Raw genomic sequence first — 25,813 nt, 5'->3', positions numbered from 1 at the left:
GAGATGCAAATGTTTTCCAATCGGACACCTTATCTTATTAAAGAGCGTTTATGAGGTCTAACAAATTCCTCTGCCAGCTGTTTCTAATAGAAGGTAACCATCAAATTCACAATATATGAACAGATTCGAAAATAAAGTAGTTGTCATCACCGGTGCTGCCGGTGGTATCGGCGAAGCAACCACACGCCGCATTGTCTCCGAAGGGGGCAAAGTAGTCATCGCTGACCATTCTGAAAAAAAGGCGGAACAGCTTGCCAACGAACTTACTCATGCAGGGGCCGACGTGCGCCATGTCTATTTCTCCGCCACCGAACTCCAGAGTTGCAAAGAGCTGATTGATTTTTCTATGAATGAATATCAACGAATAGATGTACTGATTAATAATGTAGGAGGAACCGATCCCAAACGTGACCTTAACATCGAGAAGCTGGATATCAATTACTTTGACGAGGCATTCCACCTGAATCTCTGCTGCACTATGTACCTTTCTCAACAGGTCATCCCTATCATGACTACCAATGGCGGCGGAAACATTGTCAACGTAGCTTCCATAAGCGGACTTACTGCTGATGCTAACGGTACATTATATGGTGCCAGCAAAGCGGGCGTCATCAACCTGACGAAATACATCGCTACCCAAATGGGAAAGAAAAATATCCGCTGCAATGCCGTAGCCCCGGGATTGGTACTTACCCCCGCGGCATTGGATAACCTGAATGAAGATGTACGCAACATCTTCCTCGGCCAATGTGCCACTCCTTATTTAGGAGAACCGGAAGACGTCGCAGCTGCCATCGCTTTTCTGGCTTCGAACGATGCAAGGTACATCACGGGACAAACAATCGTCGTAGATGGTGGCCTGACTGCTCATAACCCGACAGTAGCGTTATCATAGAACATAACTTTAATACAATGAATAAAATGACAATAATGGGAATATGGCTTCTTTCGCTATTTATCAATAGCGGATGCAACCGGGAATTAGTAGAATAGACAGTAATGATCTTAAAATATCTATCGAAAAGGGGGAAGAGTGGATGCATGATTTTCCATTGTTTCTGGGTTTCACAATGACTTTACCCATGCATTCATTTCGTTAATAGCTTCTAGTGAAGACGGAAGCTCCTGCTTAGTCTGCAAAGCATCAGGACGAAGATCGACGCGCACATACCCCCAGCCGTCTTCGTCGATTTGCAGATAGCCACACTTCCTGTACTCTTCCAGGCAACTGTCAGAGCATCCTCCGTAAAAGTCACATTGAAGTTCATCTTCCGACGTTTTTTTATTGGCAATGAATGAACTTTCACCCACCCAGACAAAATCGTCCAAATCAACCTCAAAATAATCCCCTCCTCCCCGATTGAGTGCGGCAACTTCCGCCAAACGTCCTTCGGGAAGCATCTTGTAAACGCGGACATAACATTCTTCCTTATACGGATTTTCATCTACAACAAGGAAAAGACCGGATTTTCCACAGAATAAAGGAGTATCTATACTACGATATTCGTAAACTTCTCCTGTAACATCACTCATCACAAAATAACCCCAGCTCTCAAACCCTGAATAGTGAAAAAAATGCAGACCGTAATCAGACTGATACCCATCATAGTACCATTTTATAAATCCATCTTCATCTTCTTTCGCCGGAGAATTCAGCAGTGCGAGTTCCCCCTTTTTCCAGCGCACGGACAGTTTATTCTGATTGTCTGTATAACGCCCTTTACCAGAATCAAGCTGTTTATTACAACTATCCGCCTTCATATTCGTATATTCAGCAAATTCAAGTTTTTTCACGTCTGCCCCTGTATTGCTATACATACGCAAGGAGATCATTCTTCCACTATGATAGTCATACATACTCTTTTCAATCCGGTTGCCTTCTTCAGAATAAATTTCAGTCATGACACCCGGCACGCCTTTCTCCGAGTACGGATAACTCTCGAAACGACGTAGCCGCCCGCCAGAATAATTCCTTATATCCAGCCGCTTTTGAGTTCCGACCGTCACAATGCTTCGTTTTACAGAATCACACTTATCATCCATGAAGTATATCGGCTCATCGGAATCCTTTTCAAAATATTTTCGTTTCAGAAGATACTTTTTGCCGTTCTCCAATGCATAAATTTCTTGAATGTAATAAAAGGGAGTCCCTTCTGATGCCTGATATTTATACTCATACCAGTCGGGAGCCTCCGCTACCCCGTCAGGGTCATTATAAGCGTATTCCGAATGGCTATAATACCAACATTCGGTCGGTAACACTTCCTGATCGTCAATATAATGATTAACCTGCCATAGATGTCCGTTGGCATGCCATCTCATTTCCTCTCCGTTTAGCTTCCCATCTTTATAGTGTTCAAACCAGTCCGGCTTTCCATCATAATACCATCTCTGACGTACTCCATTAAGTTTACCTCGTGTAGCCTGGTAAAAGATATGGGGATATCCGTTGGAATAATAAGATTGATAAAGTTCACAAATACTGTCAAGAGTGATTATACGACTTGTCATACAATGGGAAGAGATACTGTAATGACGCACCGTATCGTTCTTTATTCCGTCTTTATAAACAACTACCGAATAATAGGGTTCCGACACAAAAGAATCAGTCGAGCGAAAATAAAAGTGCTTATAAGCACCGTTCATCAATGAGTCCTTGTAAAAACAACGTTCCACGCCATCTACTTGTTTCCGGCAAATACTGTCGGAGTCATAGACCTTCAAAGAAGATGCTTCCGGTTCTTTTAGCAATGATTCGGAAAGCGTATCAGGAATAATCCAATCACTTCCTTTATAAAAATCCATAGAGAAAGCTTCGGAAATAGCAGTAGTTTTTTCGCTTAAAGCGTTTTCCTGTGTTTCCTGATTCGTGGAAGAAGATTGCGAAGTTCCTCCGGTTTTTCCGCCACATGATAACAACAGTAATACGCAGCTATATACCAAAGCGTTTTTCATACCAAATATCTTTTATTTAATACATAATTACGGCAAAATTAATGATAATATCAGATAATCAGGTATAAATCGATCCCAAAAATGGAATAATTATCTGTCAGCAGGCTATTATTTCGTTCAACAAATACTAACTTTACAACGTTATTAATAGAAAAGAACGAACGTCATGATTGTTAAAACACTACTAGATACAGACCTCTATAAGTTTACCACCTCGTACGCTTATATCAAACTGTTCCCCTATGCAATGGGTACTTTTAGTTTCAATGACCGGAACGAAACAAAGTATACCGAAGCTTTTCTGGAAACACTCAAGGCAGAGATCAAGAATCTTAGTCAGTTGAGATTCACGGAAGAGGAGTTGGAATACATGACGAAGAATTGCAGATTTCTCCCGAGAGTCTACTGGGAGTGGTTGTCTTCTTTTCGTTTCGACCCGAATAAGATTGATATTCATCTGGATGAAGCCTGTCATCTCCACATCGAAGTGACTGACTTGCTTTATAAAGTGACTTTATATGAAGTGCCTTTGCTCGCTATTGTTTCTGAAATCAAAAACCGGTTCTTCGGCCATGTAGCAGACATGAACGGGATTCTTTGCAAACTGTCGGAGAAAATAGAGTTATCGAACCAACATCAGCTCCGCTTTTCAGAATTTGGTACACGGAGAAGATTCTCTATTGATGTGCAGGAAACTGTTATCAAAAGACTGAACGAGACAGCGCAATATTGCACCGGGACTTCCAACTGCAACTTCGCAATGAAATATGGAATGAAAATGATGGGGACTCACCCTCACGAATGGTTTATGTTTCATGGAGCACAGTTCGGATATAAACATGCCAATTATATGGCACTCGAAAACTGGGTGAATGTTTATGACGGTGATTTGGGTATCGCACTTTCCGATACCTATACTTCCGGCATCTTCCTTAGTAACCTTAGCCGTAAACAAGCTAAACTTTTCGACGGTGTGCGCTGCGATTCCGGTAATGAATTTGAGTTTATCGACCGACTGGTTGCCCGCTACAAAGAGTTGGGAATCGACGCGACAACCAAAACCATCGTATTCAGCAATGCCCTCGACTTTACAAAAGCATTAGACATTCAAGAATACTGCAAAAACAAAATCCGCTGCTCTTTCGGAATCGGCACCAATCTCACCAACGATACCGGGTTCGAACCTTCGAACATCGTGATGAAACTGACGCAATGCAAGATGAATGTCAATCAGGAGTGGAGGGAATGTATCAAACTGTCGGATGATGAAGGAAAACATACCGGCAGTCTTGAAGAAGTGCAGGCATGCCTGCATGAGTTGAGGTTGAACAGAAACCAATAATCAAGACAACGGAAAGGCTATAAAAAGAAAAGCAGAAGTACCTCGATAGAAAATACTTTCTGCTTTTCCTCCATATATGCCATACCGAAATACACCTGCATAAAACCAGCTATTTATATCATTGTAATAAACGATACATCATTTTCAGAATTTGAACCCTTTCACTGCTTTTTCCAATCTTTCCAAAGATAATTCGCCGGATTGCCGCCAAAGCTGTTGCCCTTTTCTAAAAAGAATAAAGGTAGGAGTCGACTCCACCGTATAAAAATCAGTAAGGGCAGGCTCCTGGTCGATGTCCACTTCCACCACTTCCAATGTTCCTACCATCAGTTTCTTGAACTCTTCAACAACCGGTTTCATGCGCTGGCAGTGAGGACACCACGTTGCGTAAAACTCTGCCATTACCCAATCACCGTTAGCTAGCTTCTCCTGGTTTCTTTCTTCACGAGCTATTTTCTTTTCTTTCATAATGAATATCTCCTTTTAATTAATAACTATCAACCTAACAATATCAGGAGAAAGATGGTTTAGAAAAGAAGCAAGGTTACACACAAATTAAAGAATCAAACCCGTTTGCATTTACCCGACCAGCTATTAATATCCAAGCAAATCATCTCCGTACGATGAAAAGACTTCTCCGCATCATACTTTGCTCCTATCACTTTATCTTCCGGACTAAGGACAAGCATTGCACAAAATTGAAACTTTCGTGCAAAAAAGGAACATCCTATTCAATATTTATTTATCTTTGCCCCCCGAAATGGTTCAGAATCCGTATCCAACGGACGATGATTAATAGGGAACCGGGTGTAAATCCCGGACAGTCCCGCTGCTGTGAAACTCTGTTCAATGTCTTATAATTGAACTAATTTAACGCCACTGATGTTATTCGGGAAGGCAAATAAGACAAGAGTCAGTCAGAAGACCTGCCATTTTGTGTAAGACGCCCCTCTCCTCGTGGATTAGGAGAAAGAGTATCACTTGTTAAGCCCCAAATCAAAAAAATACTGTTTTTCGTCGGGTGGAGTATGTCCATTAGACGGGAAGACATTAATAAGTATGTACTTAATTGAAAAAAGTATGATAAAAAAAATCTTAGTAGCCAATCGCGGTGAAATTGCCGTAAGGGTGATGCGTTCCTGCCGGGAAATGGAGATAACGAGTATCGCTATCTTCTCCGAAGCAGACCGGACCGCGAAGCACGTGCTTTATGCAGACGAAGCTTATTGCGTAGGGCCGGCAGCATCCAAAGAGAGTTATCTGAATATAGAAAAAATCATCGAAGTGGCAAAAGCAGCTCATGCAGACGCCATCCATCCGGGTTACGGCTTCTTGTCCGAGAATGCTACCTTCGCCCGTCGATGTCAGGAAGAAGGAATCATCTTTATCGGACCCAATCCAGAAACAATGGAAGCTATGGGAGATAAAATTGCTGCCCGTATCAAAATGATTGAGGCGGGAGTACCCGTAGTTCCCGGCACACAAGACAACCTGAAAAGCGTAGAAGAAGCCATAGAGCTTTGCAATAAAATCGGCTATCCGGTGATGCTGAAGGCTTCTATGGGCGGTGGTGGAAAAGGTATGCGCCTCATCCACAGTGCCGAAGAAGTGGAAGAAGCATATACCACTGCCAAGAGCGAATCATTGTCTTCCTTTGGCGATGACACGGTTTACCTGGAGAAGTTCGTTGAAGAGCCTCATCACATCGAGTTCCAGATTCTTGGTGACAAGCATGGAAACGTCATTCATCTGTGCGAACGCGAATGTTCCGTGCAACGCCGTAACCAGAAAATCGTGGAAGAGACTCCTTCGGTTTTCGTCACTCCCGAACTGCGAAAAGACATGGGTGAAAAAGCGGTAGCGGCGGCTAAAGCTGTGAACTACATCGGTGCGGGTACTATCGAATTCCTTGTTGATAAACACCGCAACTATTATTTCCTTGAGATGAACACCCGCTTGCAGGTGGAACATCCAATTACGGAAGAAGTGATCGGAGTAGATTTGGTGAAAGAGCAAATTAAAGTTGCCGACGGACAAGTGCTTCAACTGAAACAAGAGAATATCCAGCAACGCGGGCACGCTATCGAATGTCGTATCTGTGCCGAAGACACTGAAATGAATTTCATGCCAAGTCCGGGTATCATCAAACAGATTACAGAGCCGAACAGTATCGGTGTGCGTATTGACAGTTATGTATACGAAGGATATGAAATTCCGATCTACTATGACCCGATGATCGGTAAACTGATTGTGTGGGCTACTAATCGCGAATATGCGATTGAGCGGATGCGTCGTGTTCTCCACGAATATAAATTGACCGGAGTGAAAAACAACATCAGTTATCTGCGTGCCATCATGGACACTCCTGATTTTGTAGAAGGTCATTATGACACAGGATTCATCGCCAAGAACAGCGAGTTTCTGCAACAACGGATTACGCGCACCAGCGAATATTCCGAAAATATTGCCCTGATCGCTGCTTATATAGACTATTTGATGAATCTCGAAGAGAACAACAGCGGTATGGCTGCCGACAACCGCCCTATCAGCAAGTGGAAAGAGTTCGGATTGCATAAGGGTGTGTTGAGAATCTAAATTTTAACAAAGAGAATTCAATTATGGAAATTCATATAGGAAACCGTGTGGCCGAAGTAGAACTGGTCAGCAAGGAAGATAACAAGGTAGTGCTCACCATTGATGGAAAAACGTTTGAAGCAGACGTAGTGATGGCAGAAAACGGTACTTGCAACATCTTGATGGACGGACGCAGTTCGAACGCACAGCTGATTCGCCGTGATAACGGAAAAAGCTATAAAGTGAATACGCATTATAGCAGTTTCAATGTAGAAATAGTGGACAGCCAAGCAAAATATCTGCGTATGCGCAAGAAAGGGGAAGAAGAACAGAATGACTGTATCATTTCTCCGATGCCGGGCAAAGTAGTGAAAATACCTGTTGCAGTCGGCCAGGAAATGAAGGCGGGAGACACCGCTATCGTTATTGAAGCCATGAAGATGCAGAGTAACTACAAAGTGACTTCAGACTGCCGCATTAAAGAAATTCTGGTTCAGGAAGGTGATAACATAACCGGCGACCAGACATTAATAACATTAGAACCGATTGCATAATATAAGAACGGATTGCATTATGGAAGAAATGAATAAAGCATACGCCACGTTCGAGGAACGTGACCGCATCGCTTCTCTTGGTGGAGGCGTTGATAAAATAGAGAAGCAACACGAAAGCGGAAAAATGACTGCTCGCGAACGTATTGAGATGTTGCTCGACAAAGGTACTTTCGTTGAACTGGATAAATTGATGGTTCACCGTTGTACGAACTATGGCATGGATAAAAACAAAATTCCGGGAGACGGCATCGTTTCAGGTTACGGAAAGGTAGACGGTCGCCAGGTATTTGTTTACGCTTATGACTTTACCGTATATGGCGGCTCACTGTCTGCTTCCAATGCCAAAAAGATTGTGAAAGTACAACAACTTGCGTTGAAGAACGGTGCCCCGATTATCGCTCTGAATGATTCGGGCGGCGCACGTATTCAGGAAGGTATCGAAAGCCTTTCCGGTTATGCGGATATTTTCTATCAGAACACAATGGCCAGCGGTGTGATTCCACAGATTTCGGCCATCCTGGGTCCTTGTGCCGGAGGCGCTTGCTACTCTCCTGCCCTTACCGATTTCATCTTTATGGTGAAAGAAAAAAGTCACATGTTCGTGACTGGTCCCGATGTAGTAAAAACCGTGATTCATGAAGAAGTAAGCAAAGAAGAGCTGGGTGGCGCAATGACACATAGCAGCAAGAGCGGTGTGACGCATTTTATGTGCAACTCCGAAGAAGAACTGTTGATGAGTATCCGCGAACTGTTGTCTTTCTTACCGCAGAATAATATGGATGAAGCCAGGAAACAACCTTGCGCCGACGAAACCAACCGCGAAGACGCTTCTCTGGATACAATCGTTCCGGCAGATCCGAACGTACCGTATGATATGAAAGACATTATCGAACGCGTGATAGACAACGGTTATTTCTTCGAAGTCATGCCGAACTTTGCAAAGAATATCATCATCGGCTTTGCCCGCATGGCAGGTCGTTCGGTAGGTATCGTAGCCAATCAGCCGGCTTATCTTGCCGGCGTTCTTGACATCGACGCCAGCGACAAAGCAAGTCGTTTTATCCGTTTTTGCGACTGTTTCAATATTCCGTTGATTACATTCGAAGATGTTCCGGGATTCCTTCCGGGATATACGCAGGAAAACAACGGTATCATCCGTCACGGCGCAAAAATAGTTTATGCGTTCGCAGAAGCTACTGTTCCCAAACTGACTGTTATTACCCGCAAAGCTTACGGCGGCGCTTATATCGTAATGAACTCCAAGCAGACAGGAGCTGATGTGAACTTCGCATATCCCAGCGCAGAAATTGCAGTGATGGGTGCAGACGGCGCCATCAATATCCTGTTCCGCAAAGCTGACGAAGCAACAAAGGCTAAGGAATTGGAAGCCTACAAAGAAAAGTTTGCTACTCCGTATCAGGCTGCCGAACTGGGATATATTGACGAAATCATTTATCCGAGACAGACTCGCAAACGTCTGATTCAGGCACTAGAAATGACGGAAAACAAGATGCAGACAAATCCGCCCAAGAAGCACGGTAATATGCCTTTATAACAACTAGATAAGGTGTGCATAAAGCACCCTCCCATCAAGACGGGCTTACATAGATTCTACGATATACTTTAGAATCTTTGTAAGCCCTCTTTTTATGAGTAAGTCTTTTTATATACACAAAAAAACGGCACCTCGATTCACATCGCAGCACCGTCACAACACAAACACAAAATAAAACACGACAAAACTACTATGCAATCTTCCTGTCATGCCGGGGAGGCATACCTTGCTTGACTTATCTATATTCGCATACACACAAGAAGCTTTATCAGGTGATTTGCACAATAAATAACATACACTTCCGGATTTTGTTCACAGGATTGATAAGATTTTATTCAATAATATGATAAGAAAATAAAATAACGTGCTCTTAACGAATTCAAGAGAAACGAAAAAAACGGCACCCCGATTCACATCGCAGCACCGTCACAACACAAACACAAAATAAAACACGACAAAACTACTATGCAATCTTCCTGTTATGCCGGGGAGGCATATTCACTAGCCTATATATATTCGCATACCTACAAGTAGCCATCAGGCGATTTGCATATATAAAACATTCAGATTTTTATTTTGTTCACGAAAGGAGAAACAAAAATGTTATTTCTTCTCCTTGTAATCTTTCAGGAAGCCTTCCATCAGCCATTTTGCGAGTGCCTGACGATTGGAGTTTATCACCAACCGACGCTGATCGAACGTATTCTGGATATTGCCCAACTCCACAAAAACGGAAGCGGGAGTGGTATGGGAAAGCACATATAAGTTGCGCCCGCTCACTGTGCCGGAAAAACCCCGATTAGGCTGATGCTTATCATATTTTGACTCAAACGTATCTTTCATATTATTCGCCAATCGTTTGCTGTCTCCTTTTTTATTCGAATAATAGAAAAAGACATCCGTTTGTTTTCCCTTACTACGGCTATCGATATGAATAAAAATCGCCCTGCAATAAGAGTGATTCTTACGGTCTTTCCGGTAAAGGGCATTTATTTTATCACAACGTTGCTGAAGGCGTTGCACTTGATTTAAAGGAATTGCATCCCCCATACAAGTCTCACGTTTACTGTTCGACAAATACGAATCATCCCGAATACCATCTTTGGCATCTTGAATGATGATATGCACTTCGGCTCCTTCCTGCATCAGGTTACGTGCCAGACGGAGTGCAATATCATAAGCGTATTCATCTTCATGCAGTTCGTATCTACCCACTTTTCCAATAGCTCCCGGATCGGGACCTCCGTGTCCGCTGACCACATAGAAACAAGCACCGGCAAGACGGTTGGAAGTGACTTTCACATTAGCCAGTTGCTTTCCAAACAGAGGCTCATTGATGGTGGTTCCTATTTTTGTCGATTTAGCTTTTGAAGATGGTTGCTTTGTCCCGGCGCCTTCGGAAGTTGTGTTCTTGGCACCCGTATTTTTGACAGGAGTAGTCTTGGCAGAAGTAGTTGTCGATTTCTTTACCGGAGGAATAACATAAGTCACGCCTACTTTAAGCACATTATTCTTTCCCAGCTTCTGCTTATTCAACTCTATAAAATCGTCGTAATACTTCTTCGGAGAACGGTTGTGCCTCAACAGAAAAGAAGAGATGCCCTCACCCGCCTTCGGAGTTGCCTTCTGCTGCGCCCAAAGAGTTGTGCCCGAAAAAAGAAAAGCTAAGAATAAAAGAATATAGAGTTTATTTTTCATAACTACATTAACTATCTCCTTCGCAAGAGTTATCATTTCACTCATAAACAGGGCAAAAATACAATTATTTTCCCTACTTTTGCAGCATTAAAACATTTTTTGAAATAAAACATTAAAACCCGATAACATTATGGCAAAACAATTCAAACCGGAAACCCTGTGTGTACAGGCTGGATGGACGCCTAAAAAAGGCGAACCACGCGTATTGCCCATCTATCAAAGTACAACTTTCAAATACGATACCAGCGAGCAGATGGCCCGCCTGTTCGATTTGGAAGACAGTGGTTACTTTTATACCCGTCTGCAAAATCCAACGAATGACGCCGTTGCCGCCAAAATCGCCGCTCTTGAAGGTGGTGTAGCCGCTATGCTGACTTCCAGCGGTCAGGCAGCCAACTTCTATGCCATTTTTAATATCTGCCAGGCAGGAGATCACTTCGTTTGTTCTTCCGCTATTTATGGAGGTACGTTCAACCTGTTCGGAGTGACGATGAAGAAACTAGGCATCGATGTGACTTTTGTAAATCCGGATGCCAGCGAAGAAGAAATTTCTGCAGCTTTCAAACCGAATACAAAGGCTTTGTTTGGCGAAACAATTTCCAATCCTTCTCTGGAAGTGTTGGATATTGAAAAGTTCGCACGTATCGCACACAGTCACGGGGTCCCCTTGATTGTTGACAACACCTTCCCTACTCCTATCAACTGTCGCCCGTTTGAATGGGGAGCTGACATCGTAGTTCATTCTACTACCAAATATATGGACGGACACGCTACAAGCGTAGGTGGCTGTATCGTAGATAGCGGTAATTTTGACTGGGATGCTCACGCAGAAAAATTCCCGGGACTTTGTACTCCGGACGAGTCTTACCACGGGCTGACTTACACGAAAGCATTTGGCAAAGGTGCCTACATCACCAAAGCAACTGCGCAACTGATGCGTGACCTCGGCAGCATCCAAAGCCCACAAAACTCTTTCTTATTGAATCTGGGACTTGAGACACTGCACTTACGTATGCCTCAACACTGCCGTAACGCACAGAAAGTGGCCGAATATCTTTCTAAAAATGAGAAAGTAGCTTGGGTAAACTACTGTGGTCTGCCGGACAACAAATATTACAGCCTGGCACAGAAATATATGCCGAACGGTTCTTGCGGAGTCATCTCCTTTGGTCTGAAAGGCGGACGTGATGTGTCTATCAAGTTTATGGACTCACTGGAATTCATCGCTATCGTTACTCACGTAGCCGATGCACGCAGTTGCGTGCTCCATCCGGCAAGCCATACTCACCGCCAGTTAACGGATGAGCAACTGATGGAAGCCGGTGTACGTCCGGACCTGATCCGCCTATCGGTAGGTATCGAAAATGCGGATGATATCATTGCTGATATCGAACAGGCTTTGAACGCATAACAATACCGTAAAGGTATCAAATACTAAGTAAGAGAAGGCACGGGAAATCTTTCATTCCCGTGCCTTTTTATTTGCCACAAAAAGAAAATTAATTTCGAAGAGAATCATTTCAAATGTGAACCGATAAATCCTTCCAGATGATTATAAATCCTCGGCAGACAAACTGGAAATCACTGTATCCACCCAATATACAACTGTTCTATCCGCCGGCAAAACTCCTTCCAGATAAGGTGAATCGGATACCTCCTCCAACCATGCCGTAGTAATCGGTCCTCTTTCTCTTGTAGAACTTTGAGTTCCTAAATACGGACTAAAATTAAAAAACGTGTGTTGTTGCTCTACATTATTTTTATCTATATATGTAAAGACAAAAGCCTTTTTCTGTTTTCCACCCAATGAAGCCCACTCTATCTGGTATGTTCCTTCAACAAGAATTTGCTCATCCTCTGTCTTATAAATGAATTTCCCTCCTGTTCCTTCTTCAGATAAATGATATACATCATCCGGCCGCAAAATACAGATATCTCCTTTATTTATAAAAGAATAAGGAGCCATTGCCACATTTACTTTTTCCTGCAACTCGCTTTCCGAATCCAATGACAACATATCTTCACTGGGTCTGGAAACCTGAAATTCAGGTTGGTCGACGCACATAAATGTCAATACGCCATAAGAAACAGTCACAGGCAGGGTGACATAATTACCATCCTTATCAGTAACGGTAACCGTTACTTTCCCTTTTTTACCATGCGAACTAAGCCATAATCGGTTGTCGATGACTGTTGCTGTCACAATTGTTTCATCGGAGCTTTGTGCAGAGTAGCCACCTTTTCCATTGGCTATCCCGATATTCTCCGCTTCCCATCCGTTAAGATACAAAACTGTAGAAGAAACAGTGTTTGTACAAGTTCCTGTTTCGTCAACCAGTTCGGAACCACTAAATAAGATAATCTCTGCATCATCTTGACAGGCTGATACACAAAAAGCCATAACAGAAAGAAGAAAGAAGCCTAATAAAGTTTTTGTTTTCATATTTTCAGTGGTATGGTTAAATCCCGGCATATGCCATTGTTTTGCAAAGATATAAAGTATTTGTAAAAAACACTATCTTTGTATGAAAAGTTACCAATAGTACAGATCCACTAGATTCTTCCATACAGTGTAAGTTATATGAAATATACAACAGAAGGTCATTGAAAAGGACGTTCCCGGGGGAAAAAGGGAATGGGAAATACGGGAACGTCCTCAAAACATAACAATACAGAAATATGGACTTTCACAAGGGCGCATTTCTGTCTCTCTTATGCAACATTCCCTTCTATAAAAATATGGAGGAAATATCTGGAGAGGATATTATTATGTGGGAAATTTAGTTTATAGTCTTAAAAGCAATCTGATTGCATCAAAGTGATGAACGATAGGCAGTCCGAATATATTCTCCTACTGCATTGTCATCATTGATTTCTATGTATTTTTTCAATAAATCCGCAAATCCGGATTTTATCTGTTCCGTTTGCTTGTTCTCGCAGGCTGTAGAATATTCATCAACAGCCATGAGAAAATCCTGCATTCGTTCATTCAGCATTGTTCCTCCTGTGCAAACCACATCGGAAATATAGGCTTGGATACTACCATTTTCTATCACAACAGGGAGGCGGTATTCCAGTCCCGATTTGCTGGCACGAATAGAAAGCACTTTTACTACGGGCGACACAATAGTCACCGTATCGGAAAAATCAAACTTTCCGTGGATTATTTCTGCACTATCTACCGGCTGCCCGTTCGAAACATCTTTCATATAAACCATTTTTCCTTCGAATTCGGGCAAAGGTGCACTGCCGTTAATCTCGTAACCTTTTATCTGATGCCCGGTGCAAGCCACTATCAGACATATTCCCGGAAGAAAAGATAAAAGTTTCACATATCTGTTCATTAAGCTCTTCATTCTTCTTTAAAAAAGAAAAGCCGTCCGCACTATCAGCTGAACGGCTTTCTCTTTTCATTCATACATTTGTATAATCATTCATCCTTAGAATCTGAATCCCAGTTTCACCACAGGCATTTCAAATATTTTGATATTGTGGTGACTGGCGTTATATTTATCAAATCCTTTCGGGCAAATCTGTATCAAGTCATAGCGGTAAGCCAGAGGGTGCATTTCGAAACCGAAAACAAAACCTTTGGCAATGCTATACTCAATACCTGCTACGGCAGCTACTTTGAAACCGTACATCTGACCGGCTTTACTTCCGGAAACATAGACCTGTGACGGAAGTTCTTCCGAGTCGTCACTATCCTTGTAGGTGTCTCCGGTGTATGGTTCGGTCGTTTCAATGCGTGCCATCTGGAAGCCGAGTGCGCCTCCGAGATATGGATGAATACGTTCGTTGCGAGTCTTGAAATAGTAGTTGGAACCGACAGATACATACCAGTTGTTAGTCATCTGCGCATTGATATAACTTTGCGCAGGGATAATCATGTCAGGTACACTGTTGTCTCCTTCTACATAGTCTTTCTTAGGAGTGAGGCTAACGTTCATGCTGAACTGGAAATTTACATCCCAATTGTCAGACACAAAATACTTACCTTCAATTCCGGCTATATTGACCAGACTATTATTATTCAGACTCCCGATGTTCAGATAGCGGTTCAGATCGCCGGAGTTATCCTTCCCTCCATTGGGAAGTCCGACTACTCCTCCGTCATTGGAGAACTTGGGAAGCAGATAAGAAGTGTTCTCGTTAAAGAACTTTCCGCTACCAAGCAGGACTGAAACCTGCCACTGTCCTTTCTTCGGGGCAAACGACGCATCATCACTGCTGCTGTAATGCTGCGCCATTGAAGGCGCAGCTGTCATACAGGTCAGCAAAAGTAATGTGCATAGTTTTTTTATCATCTTGTTACTTTTACGTAGTTAGGGAATTATTTCAAGAAGATAGCAAGAAGTGCTTTCAATTGAGCGCTTGCAGCATCATAGTCTGCCTTGGCAGCATCATATTCAGCCTGTTTTACTTTGATCTTTTCCTGAATATTTGCAAATGTATCCTTGATATAATCATTATCAGTATAAGTACCTTCGGCCAACTTTTCTAAATTTCTTTCAGCAGTAGCCAAAGCTGCTTTTTTATCAAGAAGGCCAGTAACAGCTTTTAAATATTCAGCATTAATAGCTTCTTTGATTTCCGCCAAAGTCATATCTTTATAATTATCGCCCAACTCATCAAGGCTAGCAATATATTCAGAAATTGTAGACTCAATCTTATCTTTTATAGCATCTTTATAGTCATAATCCTCACTAACTTTCTTTATATTTGCCTCTACTTCCTTAAATACTTTATCATAAGCAGTTTTAGCATCAGCCAAAGCAGTCTCTGCTTTCGTTACATTTGCAGCCAATTCTGTTTTTTTCTTATCCAGCGTAGTTTGTTCTTTAGCTTTTTGAGCAGTAAACTCTGCTTTCAAAGCTTTATAGGTATCAGCCTGATTTATCACAGCTGTCAGACGTGCAGCTTCTGCCGTAGCATAAATAGAGATACCAAGAGTTCCATAGTCACCATTTTGCAATTCTGTTGCCAGTCTATTGCCATCAACTTCCTTAAGAACCATATCAGCTGACACAGCAACCCTTCTAGGTTCATTATCACGATTAAAGTTATCACCAAACACTTTTGTTGAAGCTTTTTTCCATGAGTCATATGGAACATCACCAGCAGATGCTCCAAGTTCAAGAAGCTTGTTTGCATTAGCTTGTTCTATTTTATTAGCTTTTGTCACAGCACCGGCTGTCCATTCTATTAAATTTAATTCTAGCCCTACAATTGACTTGAAGTTTGCCAAAGGATTAGCTATTATCCAAGCAGAAATTGCTTTTTTAGTATTGGTAGAAGCCTCTGTTGCTTCTGCTTTTGTACTTTTAAGCTCTTTATCCAAAGCATCCTGATAGTATTCAGCCAAGGCAGTAGCTAATTTACTGATATTAGCATCCTGTGTTCTAGCAGCATCGCCCAGTTTATTATAAGCAGCTATTGCAGTTTCGGCAGCTTTTTTTGAAGCATTTATATCAATAGCTTCAACTTCAATATATTTATCGCGAGCTTTCTCCCATGCCTTATAGTCAGCATCGTAAGTTTCATTCGCTTTTGTTGCTTCAGCATCTGCTTTCACGACTTCAAGTTTAGACCATGCAAGATCTTCTAAATCAATCCCTTGAGTAGCTGCATCAATAAGCTTATTCCAGCCATCAATCTGTTCTTGCGCCTTAGTAACTAGTACAGTTCTTGCATAGCTGAATTCACCTGTTGATTTATTATAGCCAGCTACTCCACCAGAAATACCATCAAAAGCATCATTCAGGCCTTTAAGAATGCTCTGATCTGCTTTCTTAGAATAAGCAGAAGCTACATTAGTAGTAGTATTAACTTTAGCAAGAGCATCCTTAGCATCGGCTAATTTTTTCTCTGCAGTAGTTTTGTTCTTTTCTAAGTTAGGATTAGCAACTTTTAATTCTTCTTTTTTAAGTTCATATTGTCGTTTCTGAACATCCAATGTTGCCATTTCATCCTTCAGCTTTTTAACCTCTGTTTCCCAATCAGCTAATGTAGTATATTCATTATCCAAAATAGCCTTATATCCATCAGCTGTTTTTTGTGCTATATTCAAATTGGATTCAGCGATTTCCACAGCATTCTTCAATTTAGCCTCGATGTTTCCATCAGCTACCCAATTAGGATAGTCCGCCAACTGTTCCTGAAGTTTCTTCAAGCTGCCTTCTGTATATCCGTTATTTGCATTATCCGGATTTTGTGTAATTACATAATATGTAATATACTTTTCATCAGTACCAGTAGTAGTTGTTGTTCCAGCTCCTTCGCCAACACTTGTCTGTGAACTTGTTGATTTAGATACAAGTCTTTGTTCAGTCTCAACTTCTGTCGTTGAATATCCATACATAGCCTTATCCATAGCTATCTTAGCATAAGCAACTTTTGCCTCTACAACATTTAAACGTAATTGTTCTTCATCTGTCAACAAAACCTTGGAAGCTTCAATCTGTTCCATAGCTTGCTTGTAAGCTTCCTGTGCTTTAGCAGTAGCAGTTTCGGCAAGAAGCATTTTTTCCTTATACTGCTCAACAATCAATGCCTTTTCATTTTCCCACTTAGTTTTGTCAGCTTCCGCTTTTGCAATGGCAGCTTCCGCTTCTGCTTTTGCTTGTGCAGTAGCAGCTTCTTCCTTTTCAATCAGGAGTTGCTTCAACTGAATATCCAGTTCATGCAACTGCAAATCAATTTCTGCAGATTTATTCTGAAGTGCCAAACCTGCATTAACTAACTCTTGCTCTGCAACCTGTGCTTTTCTCAATTCAGCCTCTACAAGCTCAACTGCAGCTTGAGCTTTGATAAAATCAGACTTTGCTCCCCTAAGTTCTGCAATGCCTTCCGGTTCATCGGTATCAATACATCCCGTGAATGTCGCCGTCGTACCTGCCATGAGCAAGGTTGCGACTAAATACGTCCATTTTCTCATAAAAGTAAATTAAATGTTATACAATTAATAAATAAAAAATTTGTTTGTACTAATTCATGATTTATTTCGCTTCACTCCCCCTCTTCCCGTTACTTTGTAGGTAACGGGAAAACCCTTGTGCCTGCTCTTTTAGAGTAGTCTATACTAGAAAATAATACGATATATGACGAATCTTCTTACCCCTGCTTATGAGAAAAAGTAGAGGGGCGGGAAATCTATTGCAAAATTTAGACGTTAACAAAGCTCTAAGACAAAGAATCCACGTGTTCTTCTGTGTTTATTCCTATTTTGAGTAGTTTATTAGAAAAAATGTACGATTTTGTTTGGATGTTTTAAGAAATATGCTCATATTTGCAGCGTCTTTTCTTCCCGTTACCTACAAAGTAACAGCACTATCAATCAACTACTTGCCACAAACATAGCTCCTCTTCAGCGAAGATAGAATCGTCACATTCGCTTCATCTATTTTCTTATTCTTAAAAGGTTTTAGATAAGTCTCTGTGACGATAATGGATGAATGTCCCATCGCCTCTGAAATAATGCCTGGATGTATCTCGCAATAATATGCCATTGTAGCCCAAGTATGCCGAGCCGTATAAGTAATATTTAGAAATGCAATAAAAAACAGAATGACGATAATTAAACGTAAAACGTTTATAATTAAGCATTTTGCGAGAATTGCAGAACAGACAGACCTGCAAAAGAAAACAAAATATTGCGACGTTTCAGTTACCAGACTGTTAGCCGCCTGTTTCGGAAACGACGGCAGGTAACCGAATTTTTACCGATAAGAACAAAGCGGATTTGTATTCACTGTTTCTCAATGTTTTGCATGCCAAAGGACGCTTTTCAAAGGAGTATTTTTACAACCTAAAAAAGAGCGTTATGAAAGTGGAAAAATTCAAGGTGCTGCTCTACCTGAAAAAGAGCGAGCCGGACAAGACCGGCAAAGCCCCGATCATGGGACGGATCACCCTCAACCGCACGATGGCGCAGTTCAGCTGCAAGCTCTCCTGCACCCCCGGGCTGTGGAACGCGCGTGAGAGCCGGCTGAACGGCAAGAGCCGGGAAGCGGTGGAGACCAATGAAAAAATAGAAAGACTGCTGCTTGCCGTACACTCGGCCTTCAATTCCCTCATGGAAAGAAAAAGGGATTTCGATGCCGCCGCGGTCAGGGACATGTTCCAGGGCAATGCGGGCATGCAGATGACCCTGCTCAAACTTCTCGACCGGCATAACGGGGAAATGAAGGCCCGTGTCGGTGTGGACCGTGCGCCCACCACACTCTCGACCTACCTCTTCACCTACCGCACGCTTTCCGAATTCATCAAGGCGAAATTCAAGGTTCCGGACCTTGTCTTCGGGCAGCTCAACGAGCAGTTCATCCGCGACTATCAGGATTTCATCCTTCTGGAAAAAGGGATATGCCGTGGACACGCTTCGCGGCTACCTGGCCATCTTGAAAAAGATCTGCCGCATCGCCTACAAGGAGGGCCACTCGGAGAAATACCATTTCTGCCACTTCAAGCTGCCCAAGCAGAAGGAGACAACACCGAAAGCACTCAGCCGTGAGAATTTCGAGAAGCTGCGTGATCTGGAGATACCGGAAAAACGCAGGTCACATGTCATCACCCGGGACCTCTTCCTCTTCGCCTGTTACACCGGCACCGCCTATGCCGATGCGGTAAGCATCACCCGGAAGAACCTCTTCCGGGATGACGAGGGCAGCCTCTGGCTGAAATACCAGCGAAAGAAAACCGACTACCTCGGACGTGTCAAGCTGCTTCCGGAAGCCGTCGCGTTGATTGAGAAATACCGGGACGATACCCGCGAGACTCTTTTCCCGCCGCAGGACTACCACACGCTCAGGGCCAATATGAAATCCCTGCGCCTGATGGCAGGGCTGAGCCAGGACCTTGTCTACCACATGGGACGGCATTCTTTCGCCTCGCTGGTCACGCTCGAGGAGGGAGTGCCGATAGAGACCATCTGCAAAATGCTGGGACACTCCAACATAAAGACCACCCAGATATACGCGCGCGTAACCCCGAAGAAGCTGTTCGAGGACATGGACAGGTTCGTCGAGGCAACCCGCGATTTGAAACTTATCCTTTAATCCCTAAACAATCATTATCATGCGCAGTACATTCAAGCTCTTATTCTACATCAACCGTAACAAGGTGAAATCGGACGGCACGACCGCCGTCCTCTGCCGGATCAGCATCGACGGAAAGAAATCGGCAGTCACGACAGGCGTCTATTGCAAACCCGGGGACTGGGACAGCAAGAAGTGTGAAATCAAAACAGCCAGGGAGAACAACCGCCTTGCCGCCCTCCGCAGCCGGTTGGAAGAGGCGTACGGGAACCTGCTGAGGAACCAGGGAGTGGTCACGGCCGAACTGCTCAAGACCACCGTGTCAGGCGCCAATTCCGTACCGGAATACCTCCTGCAGGCCGGAGAGGTGGAACGCGAACGGCTCAGGGTCCGCTCCAAGGAGATCAACTCCACTTCCACCTACCGCCAGTCGAAGACCACCCAGCTCAACCTCAGGCAGTTCATCGAATCCCGCGGGATGAAGGACATCGCCTTTTCGGACATCACCGAGGAGTTCGCCGAATCGTTCAAGGTCTTTCTCAAGAAGGAGCTGGGACACAGGAACGGACACGTGAACCACTGCCTGTGCTGGCTCAACCGGCTCATCTACATCGCCGTGGACCGGGAAATACTAAGAGCCAATCCGATAGAGGACGTGGCATACGAGAGGAAAGAAACACCTAAACTAAGGCATATCAGCCGCAGTGAACTGAAGCGGATGATGGAAACCCCGCTGCCCGACCCGATGATGGAGCTGGCACGCAGGACGTTCATCTTCTCCTCGCTGACCGGTCTGGCCTACGCGGATACGAGGGCTCTCCATCCCCGTCACATCGGAACGACTTCGGAAGGAAGAAGGTATATCCGCATCCGCCGCGCCAAAACGGATGTGGAGGCGTTCATCCCGCTGCATCCCATAGCCGGACAGATACTGGAGCTTTACAACACCACGGATGACGACAGGCCGGTATTCCCGCTGCCGGTCCGCGACGTCCTCTGGTATGAGGTACATGGAATGGGCGTGGCATTAGGCATGAAAGAGAACCTGTCCTACCACATGGCCCGGCATTCGTTCGGGACCCTGACACTGACCGCAGGTATTCCGATAGAGAGCATCGCCAGGATGATGGGCCACACGAACATCGACAGCACGCAGGTCTACGCCCAGGTCACCGACCGGAAGATATCCTCGGACATGAACCGGCTGATGGAAAGAAGAAAGCCCGCGGCCGGCAAGGAAGCCGCAGGCTAAATAAAAACTGCCGCCGGAATCGTAAATGCAATTCCGGCGACAATCCTTAAACTTAAATACGATATTATACCAATGCAGGGTGATAGTTCTCCTCCAGCAGCCTCTCGATGTCCGACTGCCTGTACAGGATCTTCCCGCCAAGCTGGATATAGGGAATCCGTCCTTGGTCCCTGTAATCCTGCAGGCACCTGCGGCTGATCTTCAACATCCCGGAAAGCTCCCTGTCGGTCAGGAACCGTTCCCCGTTGAAGGGAGGACGGTTGTCACGGGCAAGACGTTCCACTTTTTTCTCCATGTCGTCCAGCAGGGCAAAGAACCTGCGGACACGTTCGTTCTCCTTGTCGATAATGCCTTCCATCTCTTCCGCTCTTTAAAGGTTTCCGTTCTTCCTTCTTTCTCTCACCTCCTTCTCCTTGCGTCTGATGCCGACGTAGACCATCAACTTCTCCACATCCCCGGGCTTGTAATAGAACTTGCGCTGGAGGCGGGTGAACGCCAGCCGTCCGGTATCGCGGAGAGTCTGCAGGGTACGCGGCGAGATGTCAAGGCGCAGGCAGACATCCTGGCCGTCCAGTCACTCTCCGGGTTCCTTACAGCGGTTTCTCTCATACAATCTGTCCACACGTGCGGACAGGTTCTCGGCGCGCGCCAGCATCCTCTCAAGGACACCGGCCTCGATGTAGCATATTTCCATATTTTCAACTCGTTTAAATATCAGTGCGAATATAAGGGAAGAAACCATGAGAGGCAAGCACGACCGGCACACTGGCAGGAATAGTCATGGATAGTCGGTTTTTGTCATATGGGAAGGAAAAAGAAAGCCGAAGCAGGTCTGGATCCACTACCCCCTTTGGGTATGTGAAAGGAACGTTGTGGTGAAAGAAAAAACTCCTTTTCACACATGGATGAGGCAATGCCGGAAGTCCGGCAATAAAAAATGTGGCTTCTCTATCCGGGTAAATGCCATGATTACAGACTTCTTCCTGTTCCTATACCATCAGGTCGGTTACCTTCAGGTTAACAACTTATCCAACCTGTGATAGATCCGGATGTGAAAAGATTACTTTGGCTGGCTATTACAATATAATAAGTAGAATCATGTCAAATCTACTGCTGCTATTGTTTGTTGATAATGGCTGGCAGTAGAACAAACTTTCGTTAAACCAATACGTTCATTCTTTATTATCAAGTTTTTAGACTACCTTTGTATTTTATTAACTCATTTACCAAACATTATGGGACTACTCAAACCGAATCAAGTTTTGAACAAAGCATATAGACAGGTTGCGATTGAAACAACAGATTTTGACTTATTCAAAAATGCCCTTCGCACATTGAGAGACAATATTGTGGATGGGCAAAGAGAACACACGCAAAAAGAACATTTACGTAATTTTCTGAGTGAAACGTTCTACAAGCCATACTACATGGCTCCCGAAGAAGATATTGATTTGGCTATCCGATTGGATAAAACTATCAAGTCCAATATAGGGTTATTGATTGAAGTAAAGAGTACCACCAACAAAGGTGAGATGATTTCTAATGACAATCTTAATCGTAAGGCTTTGCAGGAATTATTGCTATACTATCTTAAAGAACGTGTCAATAAGAAGAACAATGATATTAAATATCTCATCGCTACTAATATTCATGAATTCTTTATTTTTGATGCCCATGAGTTTGAACGCAAATTCTATCAGAACAAACAATTACGTCGTGAGTTTCAAGACTTTGTGGATGGACGCAAAACCAGTAACAAAACCGATTTCTTCTATACTGAAATTGCAACAACCTATATTGAGGAGGTGAAAGATAGCCTTGAATACACTTACTTCAACTTACAAGACTATCAACACCTGCTTGATAGAACAGACAGTAGCGCTTCACGCAAACTTATCGAACTTTATAAGATATTCAGCGATACACATCTTTTGAAGCTATCGTTCCAAAATGACAGCAATTCGCTCAACCGTGGATTCTACACTGAGCTGCTACACATTATTGGTATTGAGGAACGCAAAGAGAATAATAAAACCGTGATTGTACGCAAAGCTGTGGAACGGCGTGACGAGGCTTCATTACTAGAGAATACTATTAACCAACTGGATGCAGAAGATTGTTTGCGTCACATAAATGGTCGTTTGTATGGGAATGATTATGAGGAACGGTTATTCAATGTTGCAATGGAATTGTGTATTACTTGGATGAATCGTATCCTTTTCTTGAAACTGTTGGAGGCTCAGATGTTGAAATACCACAATGGAGATGCAATCTATAAATTTCTTTCAATAACTAAGATTCATGACTATGATGATCTCAACACACTCTTTTTCCAAGTGCTTGCACGTGACATGGGCAGCCGCACACACTCCATTATGCGTGATTTTGCTTACGTTCCCTATCTTAACAGTTCTCTTTTCGAGGTGACAGATTTGGAAAGTAAAACAATTAAGATAAACAGCCTTTCACAACGTACGGTACTTCCTGTCTTGGCGAGTAGCGTATTACGAAATAAAAAACGCAATCTACAAGTCAACGCATTACCCACCCTGCAATATTTGTTTGCTTTTCTCGACGCTTATAACTTTGCGAGCGAAGGCAGTGAAGAAGTGCAAGAAGAGGCTAAAACACTCATCAATGCTTCTGTTTTAGGGCTTATATTCGAGAAAATAAATGGTCACAAGGATGGTTCAGTATTCACTCCAGGCTTTATCACTATGTTCATGTGCCGTGAAGCAATCACCAAGACCGTGTTGCAAAAGTTTAATGGTTATTATGGCTGGAATTGTACCACCCGTATAGAACTATACAACCATATTGACAATATAGTCGAAGCTAATGAACTAATTAACAGTTTGCGACTGTGTGATCCAGCTGTTGGTTCGGGTCACTTTCTTGTGTCTGCTCTCAATGAACTGATACTCTTGAAATACGAATTAGGTATTTTGGTAGATGCTACCGGTAAGCGTATCCGCAAAGCGGACTATCAACTTGCCATTGAAAATGACGAGCTGATTGTTACCGATACCGAAGGTAATTTATTTGCTTACAACCCACTCAATGCGGAAAGTCGCCGCATGCAGGAAACTCTTTTCAAGGAGAAGCGTCAAATCATTGAGAACTGTTTATTTGGCGTTGATATTAACCCCAACTCTGTGAAGATTTGCCGCCTACGACTGTGGATTGAATTGTTGAAGAATGCTTACTATACGGCTGAAAGTAATTACACTTATTTAGAAACCTTACCAAATATCGACATTAACATCAAATGTGGAAATTCTTTGCTTCACCGATTCGCTTTGACAGACAGTATTCAGACCGTACTGCGAGAGTCTAGTATCAGCATCAGCCAATATAAGGAGGCTGTAGCTAAATATAAAAATGCCCAAAGTAAAAGCGAAAAGCAGGATTTGGAAACGTTTATAACAGAAATCAAGTCGAAACTGAAAACAGAGATCAACCGCCGGGATGCACGATTGGTTAGATTGAACAAACGCCGCTCTGAGTTGGCAAACTTACAAGCGCCTCAACTGTTTGAACCGACAAAAAAGGAAAAGAAAGCGTCGGACAAGCGCATTGCCGATTTAAAGAAAGAAATTGCGACTTTAGAAAATATATTTGAGGAAATACACTCCAACAAAATTTATCTTGGTGCATTCGAATGGCGTATAGAGTTTCCAGAAGTACTCGATGCCGAAGGCAACTTCTTGGGATTTGACTGTATCATTGGCAATCCACCTTACATTCAGTTACAATCTATGGGTAAGAGTGCCGATGTATTAGAATGCATGGGTTACATAACTTATGCACGCACTGGTGATATTTACTGCCTCTTCTATGAGTTGGGTATGAACCTGCTTACTCCCAATGGTTTTCTTTGCTATATCACGTCTAATAAATGGATGCGTGCAGGGTATGGTGAAGCCTTGCGAGGTTATTTCGCAAGCAAGACCAATCCTATTATGTTGGTAGATTTTGCAGGTATAAAAATATTCGATGCAATAACGGTAGAAGCAAATATTCTTTTATCTCAAAAAGCAGCAAATATTTTTAACACACAAGCTTGTTTGGTACAAGATTCGAATGGCTTGAATAATTTGAGCGATTTCGTGCAGCAACAAGGCGTGAAGTGTAACTTTGCAGATTCTATCCCATGGGTGATATTGTCTCCCATTGAACAGAGCATCAAGCAGAAGATTGAGTCTGTGGGAATACCCTTGAAGGATTGGAACATCCAAATCAACTATGGGATAAAAACTGGTTTCAATGATGCTTTTATCATTTCTACCGAAAAGCGTGATGAGATACTAGCGAATTGTCAAACAGAAGATGAACGTGTTCGGACGGCTGAACTTATACGACCGATTCTTCGTGGCAGGGATATCAAGAGATATGAATATGAATGGGCGGACTTGTGGATTATAGCCACATTTCCTTCGCGGCATTATGATATAGAAAGTTATCCTGCGGTGAAAAATTATCTTCTGTCAATTGGCATAGAGCGTTTAGAACAAACAGGAGAAACTCATATTGTTAATGGCAAAAAAATAAAAGCCCGAAAGAAAACTAGTAACGAGTGGTTTGAAACACAAGATAGCATCAGTTATTGGGAGGATTTTTCTAAGCCAAAAATTGTATGGAAAATAATCGGAAACCAAATGGCTTTTGCATATGATGCCAACAATTATGTAATGAACAATGCCTGTTATATTATGACAGGCGATCATTTGGATTATCTGTTGGCAGTATTGAATTTTCCAATAACTGAAGTAACCTTCGTGTAATCATACGAGTCTGTGATTTCCTGCGTTTACGCAGTTTGCTATAAGCAAGATAGGCACGGCGTACATC

General features: G+C 43.0%; 18 protein-coding genes, 1 pseudogene and 1 riboswitch. Of the genes and pseudogenes, 10 read left to right on the top strand and 9 right to left on the bottom strand.

Features of this window, described 5'->3' with window-relative positions; translation table 11 throughout:
• Positions 1-115: 115 nt before the first annotated feature.
• Positions 116-895, top strand: coding sequence for a 7alpha-hydroxysteroid dehydrogenase (gene hdhA, locus BXY_RS06815; protein WP_004308991.1), 780 nt, complete (start codon positions 116-118; stop codon positions 893-895).
• A gap of 170 nt (positions 896-1,065) precedes the next feature.
• On the opposite strand, the gene BXY_RS06810 is transcribed toward hdhA, so the two are convergent.
• Positions 1,066-2,955 carry a toxin-antitoxin system YwqK family antitoxin gene (locus BXY_RS06810; protein WP_004308990.1) on the bottom strand — a complete coding sequence of 630 codons (1,890 nt, stop codon included), beginning with the start codon at positions 2,953-2,955 and terminating at the stop codon, positions 1,066-1,068.
• Between the two features lie 166 nt (positions 2,956-3,121).
• On the opposite strand from BXY_RS06810, the gene pncB reads away from it, so the two are divergent.
• Positions 3,122-4,297 (top strand): nicotinate phosphoribosyltransferase, encoded by a 1,176-nt coding sequence (gene pncB, locus BXY_RS06805; protein ID WP_009038676.1) that lies wholly within the window; start codon positions 3,122-3,124, stop codon positions 4,295-4,297.
• A gap of 144 nt (positions 4,298-4,441) precedes the next feature.
• On the opposite strand, the gene BXY_RS06800 is transcribed toward pncB, so the two are convergent.
• Positions 4,442-4,765: a thioredoxin family protein gene (locus BXY_RS06800; RefSeq protein ID WP_008641296.1), complete on the bottom strand. Its 324-nt coding sequence runs from the start codon at positions 4,763-4,765 to the stop codon at positions 4,442-4,444.
• 276 nt (positions 4,766-5,041) lie between these two features.
• A riboswitch (cobalamin riboswitch) is annotated at positions 5,042-5,245 on the top strand.
• 132 nt (positions 5,246-5,377) lie between these two features.
• Here BXY_RS06800 and accC point away from each other — a divergent pair.
• The 3 genes from accC to BXY_RS06785 are packed head-to-tail and all read left to right on the top strand — an operon-like array spanning position 5,378 to position 8,980.
• Complete coding sequence (accC, locus tag BXY_RS06795; protein ID WP_004308984.1) at positions 5,378-6,892, top strand: acetyl-CoA carboxylase biotin carboxylase subunit; 1,515 nt, start codon at positions 5,378-5,380, stop codon at positions 6,890-6,892.
• Between the two features lie 23 nt (positions 6,893-6,915).
• Positions 6,916-7,425 carry an acyl-CoA carboxylase biotin carboxyl carrier protein subunit gene (locus tag BXY_RS06790; protein ID WP_004316076.1) on the top strand — a complete coding sequence of 170 codons (510 nt, stop codon included), beginning with the start codon at positions 6,916-6,918 and terminating at the stop codon, positions 7,423-7,425.
• A 19-nt stretch (positions 7,426-7,444) separates the two neighbouring features.
• Positions 7,445-8,980: an acyl-CoA carboxylase subunit beta gene (locus BXY_RS06785; RefSeq protein WP_008026609.1), complete on the top strand. Its 1,536-nt coding sequence runs from the start codon at positions 7,445-7,447 to the stop codon at positions 8,978-8,980.
• 603 nt (positions 8,981-9,583) lie between these two features.
• On the opposite strand, the gene BXY_RS06780 is transcribed toward BXY_RS06785, so the two are convergent.
• Positions 9,584-10,678, bottom strand: coding sequence for an N-acetylmuramoyl-L-alanine amidase family protein (locus BXY_RS06780; RefSeq protein WP_087320677.1), 1,095 nt, complete (start codon positions 10,676-10,678; stop codon positions 9,584-9,586).
• A gap of 130 nt (positions 10,679-10,808) precedes the next feature.
• On the opposite strand from BXY_RS06780, the gene BXY_RS06775 reads away from it, so the two are divergent.
• The gene (locus tag BXY_RS06775) at positions 10,809-12,089 is read left to right on the top strand and encodes an O-acetylhomoserine aminocarboxypropyltransferase/cysteine synthase family protein (RefSeq protein ID WP_004306892.1); all 1,281 of its coding nucleotides are present in this window, start codon (positions 10,809-10,811) and stop codon (positions 12,087-12,089) included.
• A gap of 141 nt (positions 12,090-12,230) precedes the next feature.
• Here the strand turns inward: BXY_RS06775 and BXY_RS06770 are convergent, their stop codons facing one another.
• The 4 genes from BXY_RS06770 to BXY_RS06755 all read right to left on the bottom strand — a co-directional run bounded on the left by BXY_RS06770 (position 12,231) and on the right by BXY_RS06755 (position 17,615).
• Positions 12,231-13,151, bottom strand: a complete 921-nt coding sequence (locus BXY_RS06770; protein WP_008026607.1) for a hypothetical protein — start codon at positions 13,149-13,151, stop codon at positions 12,231-12,233.
• Positions 13,152-13,491: 340 nt separating this feature from the next.
• The gene (locus BXY_RS06765; protein ID WP_118407741.1) at positions 13,492-14,034 is read right to left on the bottom strand and encodes a DUF4369 domain-containing protein; all 543 of its coding nucleotides are present in this window, start codon (positions 14,032-14,034) and stop codon (positions 13,492-13,494) included.
• A gap of 84 nt (positions 14,035-14,118) precedes the next feature.
• Entirely contained in the window at positions 14,119-14,985 is an 867-nt protein-coding gene (locus BXY_RS06760) for a BT1926 family outer membrane beta-barrel protein (protein ID WP_049702173.1), read from the bottom strand.
• A gap of 26 nt (positions 14,986-15,011) precedes the next feature.
• Positions 15,012-17,615: a hypothetical protein gene (locus BXY_RS06755; protein WP_208946776.1), complete on the bottom strand. Its 2,604-nt coding sequence runs from the start codon at positions 17,613-17,615 to the stop codon at positions 15,012-15,014.
• Positions 17,616-18,500: 885 nt separating this feature from the next.
• Between BXY_RS06755 and BXY_RS06745 the strand changes: the two are divergent.
• Together BXY_RS06745 and BXY_RS06740 are read left to right on the top strand one after the other, a co-directional pair.
• Positions 18,501-19,731 (top strand): annotated as a pseudogene (locus tag BXY_RS06745) (tyrosine-type recombinase/integrase).
• A gap of 19 nt (positions 19,732-19,750) precedes the next feature.
• Positions 19,751-20,962, top strand: a complete 1,212-nt coding sequence (locus BXY_RS06740) for a site-specific integrase (protein ID WP_015531521.1) — start codon at positions 19,751-19,753, stop codon at positions 20,960-20,962.
• Between the two features lie 64 nt (positions 20,963-21,026).
• On the opposite strand, the gene BXY_RS06735 is transcribed toward BXY_RS06740, so the two are convergent.
• Positions 21,027-21,320 (bottom strand): helix-turn-helix domain-containing protein, encoded by a 294-nt coding sequence (locus tag BXY_RS06735; protein ID WP_004311261.1) that lies wholly within the window; start codon positions 21,318-21,320, stop codon positions 21,027-21,029.
• A 12-nt stretch (positions 21,321-21,332) separates the two neighbouring features.
• Positions 21,333-21,536, bottom strand: coding sequence for a helix-turn-helix domain-containing protein (locus BXY_RS06730; protein ID WP_032849094.1), 204 nt, complete (start codon positions 21,534-21,536; stop codon positions 21,333-21,335).
• 301 nt (positions 21,537-21,837) lie between these two features.
• Between BXY_RS06730 and BXY_RS06725 the strand changes: the two genes are divergently transcribed.
• Both BXY_RS06725 and BXY_RS06720 read left to right on the top strand, forming a co-directional pair.
• Complete coding sequence (locus tag BXY_RS06725) at positions 21,838-22,002, top strand: hypothetical protein (protein ID WP_005651720.1); 165 nt, start codon at positions 21,838-21,840, stop codon at positions 22,000-22,002.
• Positions 22,003-22,197: 195 nt separating this feature from the next.
• Positions 22,198-25,746 carry a type IIG restriction enzyme/methyltransferase gene (locus BXY_RS06720; RefSeq protein ID WP_015531520.1) on the top strand — a complete coding sequence of 1,183 codons (3,549 nt, stop codon included), beginning with the start codon at positions 22,198-22,200 and terminating at the stop codon, positions 25,744-25,746.
• Positions 25,747-25,813: the final 67 nt, after the last annotated feature.

The sequence above is a fragment of the Bacteroides xylanisolvens XB1A genome, assembly GCF_000210075.1.
Classification (GTDB): Bacteria; Bacteroidota; Bacteroidia; order Bacteroidales; family Bacteroidaceae; genus Bacteroides; species Bacteroides xylanisolvens.
Note: the sequence above shows the minus strand (reverse complement) of the source record. Positions and strands in the feature narration are given on the sequence as shown.

What these genes read in the sequence shown, in the direction of transcription:
- hdhA (WP_004308991.1), top strand. Translation starts at nt 116, where the DNA reads ATGAACAGATTCGAAAATAAAGTAGTTGTCATCACCGGTGCTGCCGGT.
- BXY_RS06810 (WP_004308990.1), bottom strand. Translation starts at nt 2,955, where the DNA reads ATGAAAAACGCTTTGGTATATAGCTGCGTATTACTGTTGTTATCATGT.
- pncB (WP_009038676.1), top strand. Translation starts at nt 3,122, where the DNA reads ATGATTGTTAAAACACTACTAGATACAGACCTCTATAAGTTTACCACC.
- BXY_RS06800 (WP_008641296.1), bottom strand. Translation starts at nt 4,765, where the DNA reads ATGAAAGAAAAGAAAATAGCTCGTGAAGAAAGAAACCAGGAGAAGCTA.
- accC (WP_004308984.1), top strand. Translation starts at nt 5,378, where the DNA reads ATGATAAAAAAAATCTTAGTAGCCAATCGCGGTGAAATTGCCGTAAGG.
- BXY_RS06790 (WP_004316076.1), top strand. Translation starts at nt 6,916, where the DNA reads ATGGAAATTCATATAGGAAACCGTGTGGCCGAAGTAGAACTGGTCAGC.
- BXY_RS06785 (WP_008026609.1), top strand. Translation starts at nt 7,445, where the DNA reads ATGGAAGAAATGAATAAAGCATACGCCACGTTCGAGGAACGTGACCGC.
- BXY_RS06780 (WP_087320677.1), bottom strand. Translation starts at nt 10,678, where the DNA reads ATGAAAAATAAACTCTATATTCTTTTATTCTTAGCTTTTCTTTTTTCG.
- BXY_RS06775 (WP_004306892.1), top strand. Translation starts at nt 10,809, where the DNA reads ATGGCAAAACAATTCAAACCGGAAACCCTGTGTGTACAGGCTGGATGG.
- BXY_RS06770 (WP_008026607.1), bottom strand. Translation starts at nt 13,151, where the DNA reads ATGCCGGGATTTAACCATACCACTGAAAATATGAAAACAAAAACTTTA.
- BXY_RS06765 (WP_118407741.1), bottom strand. Translation starts at nt 14,034, where the DNA reads ATGAAGAGCTTAATGAACAGATATGTGAAACTTTTATCTTTTCTTCCG.
- BXY_RS06760 (WP_049702173.1), bottom strand. Translation starts at nt 14,985, where the DNA reads ATGATAAAAAAACTATGCACATTACTTTTGCTGACCTGTATGACAGCT.
- BXY_RS06755 (WP_208946776.1), bottom strand. Translation starts at nt 17,615, where the DNA reads ATGAGAAAATGGACGTATTTAGTCGCAACCTTGCTCATGGCAGGTACG.
- BXY_RS06740 (WP_015531521.1), top strand. Translation starts at nt 19,751, where the DNA reads ATGCGCAGTACATTCAAGCTCTTATTCTACATCAACCGTAACAAGGTG.
- BXY_RS06735 (WP_004311261.1), bottom strand. Translation starts at nt 21,320, where the DNA reads ATGGAAGGCATTATCGACAAGGAGAACGAACGTGTCCGCAGGTTCTTT.
- BXY_RS06720 (WP_015531520.1), top strand. Translation starts at nt 22,198, where the DNA reads ATGGGACTACTCAAACCGAATCAAGTTTTGAACAAAGCATATAGACAG.